8 protein-coding genes are annotated in these 17,945 nt (G+C 61.3%); 5 read left to right on the top strand and 3 right to left on the bottom strand.

Annotated features, from left to right (window positions below; genetic code table 11):
• Positions 1-161: 161 nt before the first annotated feature.
• Genes Tel_13730 through Tel_13740 form a run of 3 tightly spaced genes read left to right on the top strand, consistent with a single transcriptional unit; the run spans position 162 to position 5,750 of the window.
• The gene (locus Tel_13730) at positions 162-2,210 is read left to right on the top strand and encodes a thiamine biosynthesis protein ThiF (protein ID ALP54881.1); all 2,049 of its coding nucleotides are present in this window, start codon (positions 162-164) and stop codon (positions 2,208-2,210) included.
• Positions 2,207-4,537, top strand: a complete 2,331-nt coding sequence (locus Tel_13735) for an RND transporter (protein ID ALP54107.1) — start codon at positions 2,207-2,209, stop codon at positions 4,535-4,537. Before Tel_13730 ends, Tel_13735 begins: the two co-directional genes overlap by 4 nt.
• Complete coding sequence (locus Tel_13740) at positions 4,524-5,750, top strand: glycosyl transferase family 1 (protein ALP54108.1); 1,227 nt, start codon at positions 4,524-4,526, stop codon at positions 5,748-5,750. The genes Tel_13735 and Tel_13740 overlap by 14 nt, the downstream gene beginning before the upstream one ends.
• Positions 5,751-5,770: 20 nt before the next feature.
• On the opposite strand, the gene Tel_13745 is transcribed toward Tel_13740, so the two are convergent.
• Both Tel_13745 and Tel_13750 read right to left on the bottom strand, forming a co-directional pair.
• Positions 5,771-6,445 (bottom strand): hypothetical protein, encoded by a 675-nt coding sequence (locus Tel_13745; GenBank protein ALP54109.1) that lies wholly within the window; start codon positions 6,443-6,445, stop codon positions 5,771-5,773.
• Positions 6,446-6,642: 197 nt separating this feature from the next.
• Positions 6,643-7,539: a hypothetical protein gene (locus Tel_13750; protein ID ALP54110.1), complete on the bottom strand. Its 897-nt coding sequence runs from the start codon at positions 7,537-7,539 to the stop codon at positions 6,643-6,645.
• A 434-nt stretch (positions 7,540-7,973) separates the two neighbouring features.
• Here Tel_13750 and Tel_13755 point away from each other — a divergent pair, with 434 nt between their 5' ends.
• A complete protein-coding gene (locus tag Tel_13755) occupies positions 7,974-10,760 on the top strand; it encodes a hypothetical protein (protein ID ALP54111.1) in 2,787 nt (928 codons plus the stop codon).
• Between the two features lie 473 nt (positions 10,761-11,233).
• Positions 11,234-14,851, top strand: a complete 3,618-nt coding sequence (locus Tel_13760) for a hypothetical protein (protein ID ALP54112.1) — start codon at positions 11,234-11,236, stop codon at positions 14,849-14,851.
• A 302-nt stretch (positions 14,852-15,153) separates the two neighbouring features.
• On the opposite strand, the gene Tel_13765 is transcribed toward Tel_13760, so the two are convergent.
• Positions 15,154-17,934 (bottom strand): hypothetical protein, encoded by a 2,781-nt coding sequence (locus Tel_13765; protein ID ALP54113.1) that lies wholly within the window; start codon positions 17,932-17,934, stop codon positions 15,154-15,156.
• Between the last annotated feature and the right edge of the window lie 11 nt (positions 17,935-17,945).

Consider the following 17,945-nt stretch of genomic DNA (forward strand, 5'->3'; position numbering starts at 1 on the left):
GCAAGCGCGTCTGTGCCTGGCTCTATCTTGCTGTCGTCGTAATGCTACTATCGACGCAGCGCGGTGAACGTATTAGAAAACTCTGTCACAGTTTTCGGAATCGGCTTCGATTAATGCTTCAATCCACTCATCTGAAGTGTAGTCAACGGACCCGTGTATACATAAAATCACTCCCGGGCCGATATCACCCCAGGGGACTCACGGAGAGAGTAAATAAAGTGACGGACACATTCGATTACGGCACTGCATTTTCACGCAATATCGGCTGGCTCACCCAGGCCGAACAATCCCTGCTGCGCCACAAACGCATCGCCATCGCCGGTCTCGGCGGCGTGGGCGGCAGTCACCTGCTCACCCTGACCCGCCTGGGAATCGGCAATTTCCACCTGTCCGACTTCGACAGCTTCGAACTGCCCAACTTCAACCGCCAGGCGGGGGCGACGGTTTCGGCCCTGAATCAACCCAAGGCCGACGTGCTCACTCGCATGGCACGCGACATCAATCCCGAGCTGGATATACGCGTGTTTCCGCAGGGCGTACAGCAAGACAATGTCTACGAATTTCTGGAGAATGTGGATCTGTATGTGGACGGCCTGGACTTTTTCGCCGTGCCGGCGCGGCGCGCGGTATTTGCCGCCTGCACCGAGCTGGGCATCCCCGCCGTCACGGCAGCGCCGCTGGGCATGGGCACCGCCCTGCTGAATTTCATTCCCGGCAAAATGAGCTTCGAGGAATATTTCCGCCTCGAAGGCGAAACCGAACAGGAACAGCTGCTGCGCTTTTTGCTCGGGCTCTCGCCGGCCATGCTGCAAGGCCGCTACCTGGTCGACCCGAGCACAGTGGATCTGGCCAATCACCGCGGCCCCTCCACGCCCATGGCCTGCGACCTTTGTGCCGGCGCGGCCGCCACCCAGGCCCTGAAAATCCTGCTGGGACGCGGTAAGGTGATCGCGGCGCCCTGGGGGCTGCATTTCGATGCCTACCGCAACAAACTGGTGCGCACCTGGCGCCCGGGCGGTAACCGCAATCCCCTCCAGCGCCTGGGCATGGTCATCGCCCGGCGCCGTTTGGGCACACCGCCACCCCGCCGCCCGTCGGCGGAAGTGGCGCAAACGCCCGGCGGCACCCTCGAACACATCCTCGATCTGGCGCGCTGGGCGCCCAGCGGCGATAACACCCAACCCTGGCGCTTCGAGATCATCGATCAGCACCACTTGGTGGTGCACGGCCGCGACACCCGCGACCACGTGGTCTATGACCTACAGGGTCATGCCAGTCAGATGTCGCTGGGGGCCCTGCTGGAAAGCATCGCCATCGCCGCCAGCGGTCACGGCCTGCGCGCCGAGTTCCAACGCCGCAAGGGGCTGCCCGACACCACCCCGACCTTCGACGTCTATTTCAAGGACGACCCCGAACTCACGCCCAGTCCGCTCATCCCCTATCTGCCGCTGCGCACCGTGCAGCGCCGCCCCATGCAGACGCGGCCGCTGGGCAAGCGCCATAAACAGGAGTTAGCAGAGTCGCTGGGACCCGATTTCGATGTCGCCTGGGTGGAAGGCCTGAGCGGCCGCTGGCAGGCGGCGCGCCTGATGTTCCGCAATGCCGGGCTGCGGCTCACTCTGCCCGAGGCCTATGCGGTGCATCGCGACGTGATCGAATGGGACGCGCGCTACAGCAATGAGCGCATCCCCGATCAGGCCGTCGGCGTCGACCCACTCACCGCTCGCTTGATGCGCTGGACCCTGCAGAGTTGGCAACGGGTGCGCTTCATGAACCGCTACCTGGCCGGCACCCTGATGCCGCGCCTGCAGCTCGACCTGATCCCGGGACTGGCCTGCGCCGGCCATTTCGCCCTGCTGGCCAGGCAACAACCCGAGAGCGTGGATGATTTCATCGCCGCCGGCCGCGCCATGCAACGCTTTTGGCTGTGTGCCACCCGGCTGGGTTTGTTCATCCAGCCGGAAATGACGCCCTTGATCTTCCATGAGTATGTGCGCGACGGCGTGCCGTTCTCCTCGGCCGCGGGCATGGCGCAAAAGGCCGCCAAGGTCTCGCGCGGCCTGGCACACCTGTTGGGCGAGGATCGCGCCGACAAGGCCGTGTTCATGGGTCGCCTGGGCTTCGGCCCGCCGCCCATGGCACGTTCCCTGCGCCGCCCCCTGGCGCAGCTCATGTACTCTGAACACGATTCAGACCCGGCGGCGCGATGACGCAGGGCTTGGCCAGATGGGTCACGGCCCATCCCATCGGGGTAATTCTCACCACCCTTATCCTGGTGATACTGGCCGCCAGCGGCGCCAGACTGCTGGGCTTCAGCAATGATTACCGCCTCTTTTTCAGCGCCGACAATCCACAGCTGCAAGCCTTCGAAGAACTGCAACAGACCTATACCAAGAGTAACAACGTCGTCATCGTCATCGCCCCCGAGCGCGGCCAGGTCTTCAACCGCGAGGTGCTGAGCGTGGTGGAACAACTCACCGAGGCGGCCTGGCAAACACCCTATTCCACCCGCGTCGATTCCATCACCAACTTTCAGCACAGTTATGGCGAAGGCGATGATCTGATCGTGGAGCAGCTGGTGGAGGATGCGCCGCAACTCACGGACGCCGAGATCCAGGCCGTGCGCCGTATCGCCCTGAATGAACCCCTGCTGGTGAATAAGCTGATCGCGCCCGAGGGCGACGTCACCGCCATCAATGTGGCCGTCTATCTGCCCGAGAAAGAGGCCCACCGCGCCACCCCCGAGGTGATGGAGTTCATTCAGCGCCTGGTGACCGAGGCCGAACGGCAACACCCGCAGATAGACTTTTACGTCACCGGCATCGTGGCCATGAACCATGCGTTGCAGGAATATTCCGAAGCCGATCTCAAGACCCTGGTGCCGGCGACATTCCTGGTCGTCGTCATCGGCCTGGCGCTGTTACTGCGCTCCGCCACCGGCACCCTTAGCACAGTCTTGGTGGTGTGCTGCTCAACCGCCGCGGCCATGGGTCTGGCCGGCTGGTTGGGCATTATTCTGACGCCCTCCTCCATCGGCGCCCCGACCATCATCGCCACCCTGGCCATCGCCGATTGCGTCCACGTGCTGACCAATTTTCTCTTCGCCCGGCGCGACGGCAACGACAAGCAAGCCGCCATGGTCGAGAGCCTGTGTCTCAATTTCAAGCCCATCGTGCTCACCTCGGTGACCACCGCCGTCGGCCTGCTCAGCCTCAACTTCAGTGATGCACCGCCACTGCGCGACCTGGGCAACATCGCCGCCATGGGCGTCATGGTGGCCCTGCTGCTGTCGGTCACCCTGCTGCCCGCCCTGATGATGATCCTGCCAGTGCGCCGGCGGCCACAGGCCGGCGCCGTGGATACCACGATGGCGCCGCTGGCCGACTTCGTCATTGCCCGGCGCCGCAGTTTGTTGTGGGGCGTGGGACTGGTGATCGTGATCCTGGCCGCCGCCGTGCCGCAAAACCGCTTGAATGACGAATTTCACAAATTCTTCAGCGAGGATACGGCGGTGCGCCAGGCCACCGAGTTTATCGATCGAAATCTCACCGGCATCTACGAGATCCACTATTCCCTGGCCGCCAGCGAACCCGGCGGGATCAGTGCGCCGGCGTTCCTGGAGACCCTGCAGGCCTTCACCGACTGGTACCGCCAGCAGCCCCATGTGATCCATGTGCACAGTCTGGTGGACATTATGAAACGGCTGAACCAGAACCTGCACGGCGACGATCCGGACTGGTATCGCATCCCCGGGCAACGCGACCTTGCCGCCCAGTATCTGCTGCTGTATGAAATGTCGCTGCCCTACGGTCTCGATCTCAACGATCGCATCAATATCGACAAATCGGCCACCCGGGTCACCGTTACGCTCACCAATCTTTCCTCCCGGGAACTTCTCGATTTAGAAGCGCGCGCCCAGGCCTGGCTGCGCGAACACGCGCCGCCGTCCATGCAGACCGAGGGTGCCAGTTCGCCCATCATGTTCGCCCACATCGGCGAACGCAATATCCGCAGCTCTCTGCTCGGCACGGCGGTGGCGCTGGTGTTGATCTCCTTCATCCTGATCTTCGCCCTGCGCTCGCTCAAACTCGGCCTCATCAGCCTCGTCCCGAATCTGGTACCGGCGCTGATGGCCTTCGGCGTGTGGGCACTGAGCGTGGGCCAGATCGGCTTCGCCATGTCCATCGTCGCCAGCATGAGTCTGGGGATCATCGTCGATGACACGGTGCATTTTCTGAGCAAATATCTGCACGCCCGGCGCGAAAAAGGCATGGACGCGGAGGCGGCGATTCGCTATACCTTCGCCACCGTGGGTCGGGCGCTGTGGGTCACGTCCCTGGTACTGATCGCCGGCTTTCTGGTGTTGTCCCTGTCGGACTTCGAGTTCAACTCGGGCACCGGGGCCTTGATGGCGCTCACCATCTTTTGCGCCCTGCTGGCCGATTTCTTTTTCCTGCCGCCGCTGTTGATGACCCTGGAACAGGGCAGGCCCGGTGCACCGCCACAAAGACAGGGCCTGGGCGATGATGAACGCTAATCAAGAGCATCCGGCGCGGCCGCGCATCCTGTTTGTAGCCGAGGCGGTCACCCTGGCCCATGTGATGCGGCCCATCCAGCTCGCCCGCAGCCTCGACGCCGCGCGTTTCGATATACGGCTGGCCTGTCATCCCCGCTATTTGAAGCTGTTTCCGGATCTGGCATTCGAGCACATTGGCATTGACTCCATCGCCAGCGAGATGTTTATGCGCGCCCTTGCCAAGGGGCAACGCGTGTATAGCGCGCAGCAATTAGAGCGCTATGTTGAGGAAGATCTAAGCGTCATCGAGGCGTTTAAACCCGACCTGGTCATTGGTGATTTTCGCCTCTCACTGGCCGTCAGCGCGCCGCTGGCAGGTGTGCCCTATTGCACCGTGACCAATGCCTATTGGAGCCCTTATGCCAGCGGCTGCACGCCCATCCCCGAACACCCCTTGGCCGGCCTGCTCGGCGCCGGCGCGGCGCAACACCTGTTCGACTGGGTCCGTCCCTTGATTTTCGCCTGGCACGCCCGGCCCTTGAATCAGATCAGGCGTCGCCACGGCCTGCCGTCCCTGGGCCATAATCTGAGGCGCAGCTACACCTGGGCCGATCATGTACTCTATGCCGACATTCCGGAATTGACCGAGCTGCACAATCCGCCTGCCAATCATCACTTTCTCGGGCCGGTGCTGTGGTCGCCGAGCATCCCCCTGCCGCCGTGGTGGGAGGAATTGCCGGGCGAACGCCCCATTGTCTATCTCAACCTGGGCAGCTCGGGACGCCACGACCTGCTACCCTTGGCGCTCGAGGCGCTCAGCGATCAAGACGTCACCGTCATCGCCGCCACCCTGGGCCGCCCCCTCGATACGCCCGTGCCCGATAACGCCTTCCTGGTCGACTACCTGCCCGGCGATGCCGCCGCGGCGCGGGCCAGCCTGGTCATCTGCAACGGCGGTAGCCCCGCCACGCAACAGGCGCTGGCAATGGGTGTTCCCGTGATGGGGATCGCAAGCAACATGGACCAGCACATGAACATGGCGTCCATCGAACGCTTCGGTGCCGGCCGGCTGTTGCGTTCCGAACAAGTGACCCGGCAATCCGTTAAAGACGCCGTCAGTGCGACACTTGAGCAGGCCGGTTACAAGGCACAGGCCGTACAGGTCAAAGCCCTCTATCAGCGCTACCCGGTCAGCGAACTGTTTCCGGCATTGATTGAGGACTTGCTGGCATAGAACCCTCCGGCAGCGATAGACTAAGCGTCGCTGTCGAGGGCCTTGATCTTTCTGGCGGGCACCCCGCCCCACAACTCGCCGGCGGGAATGACCGTCTTGGGCGGCACCACGGCCCCGGCGGTCAGCACCGCCCCCTCGCCCACCTGAACCCCGGACATAATCACCACATTCACCCCGACCGTGGCGCGGGCACCGATGACCACCGGATCGAGAATGATCCGGCCGCTGGTAATGGTATGGGCGGTAATCACCGAATCCTGACCGACAATGGCTTCATCGCCGATGGAGACGAACTGAGGGTCCACCAGGCGCCCGCCCAGGGCGATGTCGTGGCCGATCCCGGCGCCGAACATCTTCGCCACCAGCGGCTTGGCGAAAACGGTGGTAAAGGGCAGCAGCGCGCCGCGGCCGAATTCGTAAATGACCGTAAACAGTTTCCACCAGCGGAACACCGGGTCGCTCATGGGAAACGTGCCGGCACGGATAAGGCCCCGTTTCACCAGGCCGCGGCAGGCCAGCGCTGAAAACACCCCATAGAAGAGCAAAAACAGCAAGGCGTCGGCCAATACACCATAGTCACCCAGTAATAGCGCTGTGATCCCGCCGGAAAGCATTGCCGTAACGGCCAGCGAAAATAGCGCGAGCAGGCTGATGGCGAGCGCGGATAGCAGATAGTCCAGGGGTTCGGTCTTCATGTGTCCTCATTCCACAGGCCGTGACAGAGGCCAGTCTACAACGCTGCAGGACAAACTCAAATCTGTATCGAAATCACGGGGCGCACTGAACAGGCGCGGAGGCGAGGACTCGATTAGCGACGTTCGAACAATAAAAAACGCGGCCCCATCCAAGATGGGACCGCGTCGAGTCTAGAAGCCAGAATTTGAAATCTGGATTAGGCGCTAGCGGCCTTATTCTTCTTGTTGCGACGTGCAACCAGACCACCGGCCAGCAGACCTGCGCCCATCAGGCCCAGAACCGAAGGCTCAGGGATGGTGGTGATCTGGTCAAGGGTCAGGTCGATCGAGGTAGAACCACCGTTCGGGTCGATGACGAACTCCAATGCACCCAGGTTGGTGAAGTCTACCACCTGAGTACCACCCGGGGCACCGACGGCATCGGAACAGGTGATGGAGTTGACACCCGGTGCCGGATTCACCGCGCCGCACAGGAAGGGGTTGGTGAAACCGGAGAACGGAATGAATGAAGTCGTGGCACTGTTAACCGCACTAGCGGAGAAGCTGATTTCGGTCCAGTGGGTCGCATCGGTGTAGGCACCGACCAGGAACTCATAACCCGCGTCAGAGAACAGAGTGGTGACACCAAAGCCGCTAAGAGTACCACCAGCGGTCAGATCCACACCACCCAAACCATCGGGATCAAGGGCGATGCTGCCGTCCAAACCATCCCATTGCACGGTCCCGGTCCCTGCGGCCAGGCTATCAACACTGAAATCCAGCACGCCACCCGCAACACCAATAGTTGCTTCACGAGTCGGCACGCCGTCGTTATCCAAAAGCTCTACGAACAGATCGCGTTCACCCGCAGCATCACCGACACCCGTAAGAATATCCCCGAGGCCACTGCTAACGGAACTCGAAACCCCACCACCGCCAACGGTACCGTCGGACAACTCAGCCTGATCTGTGGTAAACAGATCGATAATAGCCGCGTTGGCGCTCATGCTCATGCCCAACAGCGCGGTTCCAACCATTAATTTCATTTCGCCTTTCATCTCTAGCTCCTTAAGAAAACTGTAATCATTCAAAAATTGTTGTTCTTCGCTCATCATAATGCGATTTGCGTGCCAAAACTTTTATTTTTATATTTTACAATAAGTTACACATATCCATTACTCGCCCCACGGCGCTCCAAAACGATGAATGTAAAGTATTTCGACATCTTGGCACCCCGAACACCCAAGCCCCCTCGAGCTGCGCAGAGCATACACCAGTTTTAGAGCGCAATGCCCAGCGCCTTGCGGGGCATAAACATCATGCTTAAGTACACCGCCATCGACTGGCGGCGCTCCGGTGTAAAAAATTTTGACACCCCCGCCCGACCAAACCCCCGGATCTTAAATTAGGGCATGATTGTATTCCCTTGTGCGCTGGGGCATCATGTGGCGTGCCCAGGGCCCGCGACGGCCAAACGGCACACGCATCAATCAAACACGACACCCGGACCACCTGTATATATAGTAAATCACGACCTCGCGGAGCACGCATGTTCGATTTTTCCACCAAGAATTCTGCCCTGACGTTCATCACCTTATTATTGCCGCTGCTGCTGGCCGCGTGCAGCACCGAGCTGTCCGAACAGGCGTTGCTCGAACGCGCCAAGGACCACCTGGACAAGGGCGAACTGCGCGCCGCTTCCATCCAGCTCAAAAATACGCTGCAACAGAATCCTGAAAATCCCGAGGCGCGCTGGCTGCTCGGCAATGTACATTTGGACATGGGTGATCCGGCGGCGGCGGAAAAGGAGCTCAAACGGGCCCGCGAACTGGGTGTCGTAGACGAATCGGTGCGCCCCCTGCTGGCCCGCAGCTATGCGTCCCAGGGCAAGTACGACGACGTGCTGGCCTTACCGATCGAGGGGCTCTCGCCCAAGGCGCAGACACAGATCCTGGCCGCCCAGGCCACCGCCTTGATCGCCCAGAACCGTTATGAGGAGGCGCAGGCGAAGGTCGAGCGGACACTCGCCCTGCAGCCCGACTCAACCGTGGCCGTCACCGAGCAGGCCCGCCTGGCGCTGGCCCGCAACGAGCTGGAACACGCCAGAGATCTGCTGGACAAGCTGCTCCAACGCGACGACACACACGCCCCGGCCTGGAGCCTGCTGAGCGAAATCGAACGCCGCGAACAGCGCCCCGAGGCGGCGGAAGCCGCCCTCACTCAGGCCATCGAAAACCGCTTTAACAATGTGATCGATCGCCTCAAGCGTGCCCTGGTGCGCGTCGAGCTGAAGAAATACGATGCCGCCCAGGCGGACATCGACAAAGTCAAAAAACGCATCCCCAACTACTACGAACTCCATTACGTCCAGGGCCTGGTGCACTATTATCAGCAGCGCTACCCCCAAGCTCAGGCGGCCTTGGAACTGGCGCTTAAGGCCAACGACCAATTCATGCCGGCGCTGTTCTATCTCGGCGCCACCCATCACCAGCTGGGACAACGGGAACAGGCGGAGAACTTGATATCCCGCTTCGTCGCCGCCAATGCGGGCTTTATCCCGGGCCGCAAGTTGCTGGCCGAAATCCGGTTGCAGGAGGGCGATTTCGCCGCGGTGGAACGGCTGCTGCGCCCGGTGGTAAACGCCAATGGCGAAGATGTGGCGGCGCTCAATCTGCTCGCCATCGCCCTCATCCAACAGGGCAAACGCGACGAAGGTGTCTCGCTGTTGGAAAAGATCGTCGCTCTGCAACCCGACTCCGCCGACGCCTACCTGCGGCTGGGCGCCGCCCTGTTGGCCCAAGACAATGAGGCCGAGGGCATCCGCATGCTGGACAAGGCCGTCGAGCTTGACCCCGAACGCCAAGCCACCGCCGACAAAGTCCTCATCCGTCACTATCTCGATAATGATAAACCGGACCAGGCCCTGGCGATCGCACAGAGCTATCGCCAGCGCAATCCCGAACAGGCCGATGCCCATATCATGTTTGGCTTGGCGCAACTGGCGCGAGACGAGACTGAAGCGGCCAAGGCGGCGTTCAACAAAGCCCGCCAGATCGAATCGAGCAACATCACGGCCAACCAGAACCTGGCCGCACTGGCCCTCAGCGACCAGGATTACGCCGCGGCGCGCCAATACTATGAGGCGATCCTGGCACAGCACGCCGATCACCTGGACACCTTGATGAAACTGGCGCTGTTGGACGATTTGCAACAACGCCCAGCCGACATGGTGACGCATCTGGAGCAGGCTATCGCCGCCCACCCGGAGGCCGTGCAGCCGCGCACATCCCTGGCCCGTCACCACCTCGCCAATGGCGAACCCGAGAAGGTCGCCGTGGCGCTGGGCGATCTGTCCCAAACCCGTTTCGACCATCCTGAAGTGGTGGAGGTGTTGGGTCGGGCCCAGCTGGCACAACGCGCCTCCGGCGAGGCGCACGCCACCCTGGCCCGCTTGGTGGCGCTGCAGCCGGAATCCGCCCAGGCCCATTATCTGCTCAGCCTCGCCTATGCCCAGCTCGATAACCTGCAGGCCGTGCGCAAGGAACTGGAGCAAAGCACTCGCATCGACCGCGACTACCTGCCCGCCCACCTGGCGCTGACCCGGCTCCTGCTCAGCCAAGGGGATACCGCGGCCGCGCAACAGCAACTGGACACACTCAAGCGCCTGGCCCCCGGCAACCCCGACGTGTTGGCGCTGCAAGGCCGATTGGCGCGCGCCAGCGGGCAGCAGGACAAGGCGCTGGATATTTATGCCGAGCTGTTCGAAAACAACTCCACCAGCACCAACATGCTGGCGCTGGTCCAGCAACGCTGGGAGTCCGCTGACCGTCAGGGCGCCATGGCCTTGTTGAAACAGTGGCTGCAACAACACCCTGACGACCTGGCCGCGCGCCTGCGTCTGGCCAATGCCTACACACTCAGCGAACAGGATGACGCCGCTGCGCAGCAGTATCAAGCGGTACTTGAGCGTTCGCCGAATAACCTGGTCGCCCTCAACAATCTGGCCTGGCACCTGCAAGACAGCGACCCGAAACAAGCGCTGCAATACGCCGAGAAGGCGGATACCTTGGCGCCCGGGTCGGCGGGCATTCGCGATACCCTGGCGGTAGTGCTCATGAAAAACGGCCAACACGAACGTGCCCTGCGTATCAGCGACACCCTACTCGAAAAACACCCCGATGATGCCGCGCTCACCTTCCACAGGGCCATGATCCTGGCAGGCGCAGGACGCGGCGCCGAAGCGGAAGGTCTACTCACCGAATTACTGCAACAGGCGGATGCCTTTCCCGAGCGCGCCGCAGCCGAGGCACTGCTGAGCCGACTCCGGAACAGCTGATTTCGCGGCGCTAGACCGCGATATATACCCACAACCAAGCCGCGCCGCCCGAGTTCAAACCCGGGCGGCCTTCCCCGCGTCCTGCCGGATCATTCCTTTATCACTTGTTTCTTCAGCCGCCCCGGCGCCCCTCAATCGTCGAAAAATTTAACATCTTAGAAAGAGCTGTTTTTCCAGGGCCTTGATTAACAACCATTAATATCAATGGCACCAAAATTGCTTTGCATCCATGCAGATATGCCTCCCCGCGCTGCGCGTTCCGAAAATGCAGTGCCGAAGTTAGCAGGAAACACTATGTCGATCATCAACAACGCACGTTTGCAACACGGTCCAGCCCGTTTGCTGTCGCCGACAACCGGCTTAGCGCCTCTGGCGTCCGGTCATGGCCACCACAACAATTCAAATACATGCAAGGAGACTGCGTCATGAGGAATTCATTCACAGCGGCAACGTTACGGCGTTGGCTGATAGCATTGCTGGTGCCCCTGGCCATGCTGCCCGCCCTGGTCCCCACCGCCCAAGCGGGGATTATCGACAGCTTCACGGTGGCGCAGCAGGCCATCGACACGACGGCGGGCGCCGGCGGCGTGTCAGACACGTCGGCCTTCGGCGCCTCTATCCTCGGCGGCCAACGCGACATTAACGCCGATTCTCTGATCATTTCCAGCGGCAGTGCCGCTGAAACGAATATCACCATCGGCTCTGGTGTACTCGACTTCAGCACCGATTCACTGGTCACCGGCACCGGCCTGGTCCAGTGGGACGGCCCCGATCAGGACACCACCCTCGACCCCACCGGCCTCGGTGGTATCGATCTGACCGAAGGGGGCACGGTAGGCCCAATCTCGTTCCAGATTCTGTTTGCCCAGCCGACTGCGGGTTTCCGCTTCACCGTGGAGGCCTATACCGATGCCGGGACGTATTCCATTGTCGAGTTCTACTCGCCCGAAGTGCCTGCCGCGACAGCAGTCAACATCCCTCTGGGGATCTTCCAAGACTGCGGTACGGGCCCCGTCAATCTGGGAATGGTCGACGTATTATCAGTCAGCTGCGGCTCTGGACCAGTAGACTTCACTAACCTCGGCGCGCTGCAAATGCGCATTAATACCGGCCCCAACCCGACCACCTCGCTGGATCTCACCATTGCCGAGATCAACACGGTTCAGACCCTGGCCGCCATCGGCGACTATGTCTGGGAAGATAACAACAGCAACGGTATTCAGGATAACGGCGAATCCGGTATCGCCGGTGTCAATGTCAATCTGTATACCTGCGGCGGCGTATTGGTGGACTCCACCGTCACCAATGCCGGCGGCAACTACCAGTTCACCGGCCTGATGCCCGGTGATTACTATGTCGAATTCATCACCCCGGCCGGCTACACCCCCACCCAACAGGATGCCAATGGCAACGCTCAGGATGCCCTGGATAGCGACGCCGATCCGTTCACCGGCCTGACCATCTGTACCACCCTGGTCGCCGGCGAAGTGGACAACACCTGGGATGCGGGCTTTGTGCCCGAACAGGCCACCGCCGCCATCGGTGATTACGTCTGGGAAGACAGCAACGCCAACGGCGTCCAGGATCTGGGCGAACCCGGCATTCCCAATGTGACCGTCAACCTCTACACCTGTGTCGGCGACCTGGCGGGTTCAATGCTGACCGACCTTAACGGTAACTACCTGTTCTCCGACCTGGCCCCCGGCGACTACTACGTCGAATTCGTCGCCCCTGCCGGTTACAGCTTCACTCAACAAAACGTCGGCAACGACGGCACCGACAGTGATGCCGACCCGATCACCGGGCAGGCCGATTGCACCACCTTGACCGCCGGTGAAACCGACCTGACTTGGGATGCCGGCCTGTACCGGCCCGCCGCGCTGGGCGATTTCGTCTGGAACGATCTGAACCAGAACGGTATCCAGGACGACGGCGAACCGGGAATCGGCGGCGTGACCGTGCGTCTTTGGAATTGCGCCGGCACGGTGAACCTCGCCACCATCGCCACCGATGTCAACGGTTTCTATCTGTTCGACAACCTGGCCCCCGGCAGCTATATGGTCGAGTTCGTGCTGCCCAACGGCTTCGTGTTCAGCCCGCAAATCGGTGGTATTCCGGCGCTCGACAGCAACGCCAACCCGGCCACCGGCAGGACCGAATGCGTCGATCTGGAGTCGGGTGAGAACGACCTCACCATCGATGCCGGCATGTATGAGCAGGTCGTCGCCACGGCCGAATTGGGTGACTATGTCTGGCACGACATGAACGCCAACGGTGTTCAGGATGCCAACGAACCCGGCATCCCCGGTGTCATCGTGGAGCTGACCGATTGTGTCGGCACGCCGATCGCCACCACCCTCACCGATGCCTCCGGTCTGTACCTGTTTACCGGTCTGGATGCCGGGGACTATCAGGTCCACTTCAACCTGCCGGTCGGTTATGACGCGTTTACCCTGCAGGATCAGGGCGCTGATGATGCCAGAGACAGCGACGCCGACGGCAACGGCGACAGCCCGTGCGTCAGTCTCGCCGCCGGCGAAAGCAACCGCACCATCGATGCCGGCGTATTCCAGCTGGCCGCCCTGGGCGACTATGTCTGGGAAGACCTGAACCGCAACGGTATTCAGGATGACGGCGATACCGGTATCGCGGGTGTGGAAGTCAGGCTGTACCGCTGCGACGCACCTGCGCTTGTGATCGCCACCACCAGCACCGATGCTAACGGTTTCTATCTGTTCAGCGGCCTGACGCCCGAGCAGTATTTCGTCGAATTCGTCAGCCCGGCCGGCTACGTCTTCAGCCCGAAAGATCAGGGCGGCGACGAGACGCTGGACAGCGACGCCGATGCCTCGGGCACCACAGACTGCGTCACCCTGAGTTCGGGTGAAACCAATCTGGACGTGGATGCGGGTCTCTATATCCCCGCGGCGCCGGCCATCGACATCGAGAAACACACCAACGGTGAAGATGCCGATACGCCCACCGGTCCGATCCTGTCCGTGGGTGACGCCGTGACATGGGAATATTTCGTCACCAATACCGGTAACGTCGACCTGATCAATATTGTGGTCACCGACGACCAGGCTGTGACGGTTACTTGTCCGACGGATGTCTTGGCAGTGGGTGCAAGCATGACCTGCACAGGCGCAGGAATCGCAGTCGCCGGGCAATATGAGAACACCGGCTCGGTGGTGGGCTTCTCGGTATTCGACAACACCATGGTCACGGATGCCGATCCCAGCCATTACATTGCCGCGCTGTGTGATCTCAATATCACCAAGACCGCCACGCCTGACAAGATCGGCAACTACGACAAGGACGGCTACGACAAAGACGGCAGCTACAGCAGCTATGACAAATACGACCGTTATAGCAGCTACGACAAGGACGGCAGCTATAGCTACAGCAGTTACGATAAATACGACCGTTATAGCAGCTATGACAAAGACAGCAGCTACGACAAGGACGGTAGCTATAGCTACAGCAGTTACGACAAAGATGGCAGTTACGACAAAGATGGCAGTTACGACAAAGATGGCAGCTACGACAAGGACGGCCACTATGTCGGCAAGAGCTACTACGACAAAGACGGCTATGACAGCGGCGCCTGCCCCACCGGCCACGAGGTCACCTATACCTATGTGGTAAGCAATTTAGGTAGCGCCCTGGCCAATGTCCTGGTCTCCGATGACAAACTGGGTATGATCAGTTTCCCCAACCAGCTTGCCAACGGCCAAAGCGTTACCGTTACCAAGACCGCCTGTATCGAGAAGACCACCACCAATGTGGTCACCGTCACCGGCAACCTTCCCACCGGCGCCATATGTTCGGCGACAGATTCCACCACTGTCACTGTTGATGGCCACGACGATAAGGATGGCTATGACAAGGACGGCTACGACAAGGACGGTAGCTACAGCGGCTATGACAAGGACGGCTACGACAAAGACGGCAGCTACAGTAGCTATGACAAGGACGGCTACGATAAAGACGGCAGCTACAGTAGCTATGACAAGGACGGCTACGATAAAGACGGTAGCTACAGCAGCTATGACAAGGACGGTAGCTACAGCGGCGGCGGTGGCTGGTAAGCCAAGCTAGTCGGCCGGGAAATTCCCGCTCAGGAGGCCCCTTTTGGGGCCTCTTTTTTTTGCGTGATAACACGCGTGCGTATGCGTCCGTGCCCGTAGACAAGAGCAAGCGGGCGCCGCTTATGCGCTTCAGAGTTCAGCGAGTCATGCAAGAGAGGGGCGTTGTGCCGGCTAGCGCCTGTGGAGCCAGCCGGTGAAGCGCCTCAGTGGATCGTAGAGAACTCGGCAGCGTGATTCACCTGGCGGCCACGCGTCTGAGCTTAGACCGGGGGCGAGCCGGGTGGCCCGATAACACAGCCCGGCTAGTCCAGCCGCTCCAAGAGTTGCTGTGCCGCCTGGCGCTCATCGAAGCGTTCAAAATCCCGCAGCAAGCGCTGCAAGGTCTTTTTCGCCTCCTGTTGCCGCCCCGCCTGGTCGAAGGCCACGGCGAGATGGTAGGCGATGCCGGGGATATGAGGTGCACGTATCTTGGCCGCCTGCAACAGCTCCAAGCCACGATTGAGGCGACCGTTCTGGACGAAGATCCAGCCGACCGTATCCACGACCGCAGGACGATCGGCGGCCAGGCGGTAGACCCGCTCCGCATACTCCACGGCGCGCTTGTCGCCCTGTTCCTGAAAAGACCAAGCCAGGTTGTTCAACACCACCACGTTGTCGGGCTCGCTGGCGAGAGTTTGCAGATAATGATCGATCGCCTTATCAAGCTCGCCCAGCCCCTGATAGGCCATGGCCAGCTGCAAGCGGACATGGGCATCGTCGGGGTGCTGCTGCAGCCAGGCCTGCAAGGGCTGCAGCGCCTCCTGGCTGCGTCCGGTCTGCCTCAGGATGCGGTGCAGCTTGGCGGCCAAGTCAGCGCTCTTAGTCTTAGCGAAGGCACTGCGGTAGGCCTCAATAGCTTGCTCCACCCGGCCTTGCACGAGATGGACATCGCCTTCCAGCTCATAACCCGCCCCCTGTGTCGGCCGATCCTGTTGTAGCTGAGTGGCTATCTCAGTCGCCTGCCGATACTGCTCCAGCTCGATATTCACGCGGCCCAACAACAGGCGGGCGGGCACATTGCCCTTATCCAGCGTAACGGCCTGGGTCAGGGTTTCGGCGGCTGCCCGCCACTGCTTGTCATTGATCTGCGCCTGCGCCAGCAACAGCAGGGGTTCGGGTGCAGCGGGTTGTAGCCCTATCAGTTCTCGGAAGGTGGCCTGGGCACTGTTTGGGTCACCGGCGGCCATTTGCGCTCTGCCCAACAGGGTCAACACCAGGGGGCGCTGCGGGCGCAGATCGTAGGCCGTCCTGGCCAGCGTCAGCGCCTTGAGGGGCTCACCGGCCGTCAGATGGTGGTTGGCCAGCAACAGCATGGGCTCGATGGCCTCCGGCTTGGCCTGGCGCGCCTTGTTGATCCACACCATGGCGGTTTCACGATCGCCATTGCTGTCAGCCAGACGTGCCAACGCCAGCATGGCGCCGAGATGCTTGGCATCCACCTCCAGCAGATCCAGATAATGCTGTTTGGCGGCCTCGGGCCGCGCCTGGCCCAGCGCCACTTGGGCCAAGCCGGCATAGGCGGCGGTGTATCCGGGATCGGTCTGCAAGACCTTTTCGAACTGACGCTCCGCCGCGTCCAGATTCCCGGCATTGGCATGACTGACGCCGAGCAGGTTGAGAGCCATAGGATTGTCGGGATGCTTTTTCACCAGATTTTGGGCGGCGGCGATCGCCTTATCGAACGCCTGCTGGCGCAAATGGGTATGGACCAGCAGGATATCCGCCATGGGCATGTCCTGGCCCAGATCAACGGCCATTTCCAGATCACTGACGGCGGCCTCCGCTTCACCGGAGGCCAGTCGACCCAAGGCCAGCTGAGCGCGTAGGGCCGCGGTATTCGGCGCCAACTCGACCGCCCGTTGCAGATATTCAGTGGCCGTTTCGTTATCGCCGCGTTGCAAATGGGCGGTGCCCAGCAGGGCGAGCAGCTGGGCGTCGGCGCTTTGATCGGCGATGACATCGAGGGTGGCGATGGCCTGGTCGGCTTGCTTCAGCTTGATATAGACGCTGGCCAGCACCTTGCGCCCGGTGGTGTGATCGGGCACCGCGGTGACAAACTGACTGAGATAGTATTCCGCCTGTTCCAGCTCGCCTTGCAAATAGTTGGTCACACCCAGTAGCAACAAGCTCTGAACATGGCCTGGGGCCTGGACCAGCACCTTGTGGAGCGCATTTTCGGCGGCGTCCAGCTGCTGCTGTTGGAACAGTACCACGGCGTAAAAATAATTGGCCATGGGATGATCCGGCGCCCGTTCCAGGACGCGGCCCAGATCTTCCGCCGCAGAATCAAATTTGCGCAAACGCACCTCGGCGATGGCCTTGCCGAGCAAGGCGGTGAAGTTGCCGGGCTTGATGGCCTGCGCGCGCCGGAACACCTCCAGGGCGGCATCGGCGTCGCCGCTGCGGTACAACAAGTCGCCCTTGAACACCAGGGCGTCGATATTGTCCGGGGCCTGCGCCAGGGCACGGTTTACATACGCCCTGGCCTGCTCCTCGTCCCCGGCGACCAGGGCCAGCCGGGCCAAGCCCAGCAGCGCCTCGGGCAAGTCGGGACGCAGCTCCAACGCGGCATCGTAGGACTGCCGCGCCGCGCTTATCGATTCCGTCCTCAGCTGGGCGTCGCCGCGCAGCGCATGCACCAGGGCCTGCGTCCGCGCGTCGGCGTGCTTATCGATCTGAATCTGATCCAGGACTTTGTCGGCCTCGCCCTGCATCAGATAGGCCCGTCCCAGCAGGGGAATGCCCTCGGCCCGTGCCAAGCCCAGCTCCAAGGCGCGGGCGATCTCCTTTTCCGCGGCGGCGCCGTCGCCCTGCTCTAGATAGGCCTGTCCCAGCAGATAACGGGCCTGTACATGGCGCGGATCCTGTTGCAGGGCGTTTTTCAATTCGATGACGGCGGCCTGATAGTCCTGCCGCGCAAGATAATCTTCGGCATTGCGGAGATAGCGATCGGCCTGTTGGGCCGTGACCGCAGTCGGCCCCAGCGCCAACAACACGGCCAGCGTGCAGCGCTTGGCGCTTAATTTAAAGGGTAAGTATTTCATTTCAGCCATTC

Source organism: Candidatus Tenderia electrophaga, from assembly GCA_001447805.1.
GTDB classification, from domain to species: domain Bacteria; phylum Pseudomonadota; class Gammaproteobacteria; order Tenderiales; family Tenderiaceae; genus Tenderia; species Tenderia electrophaga.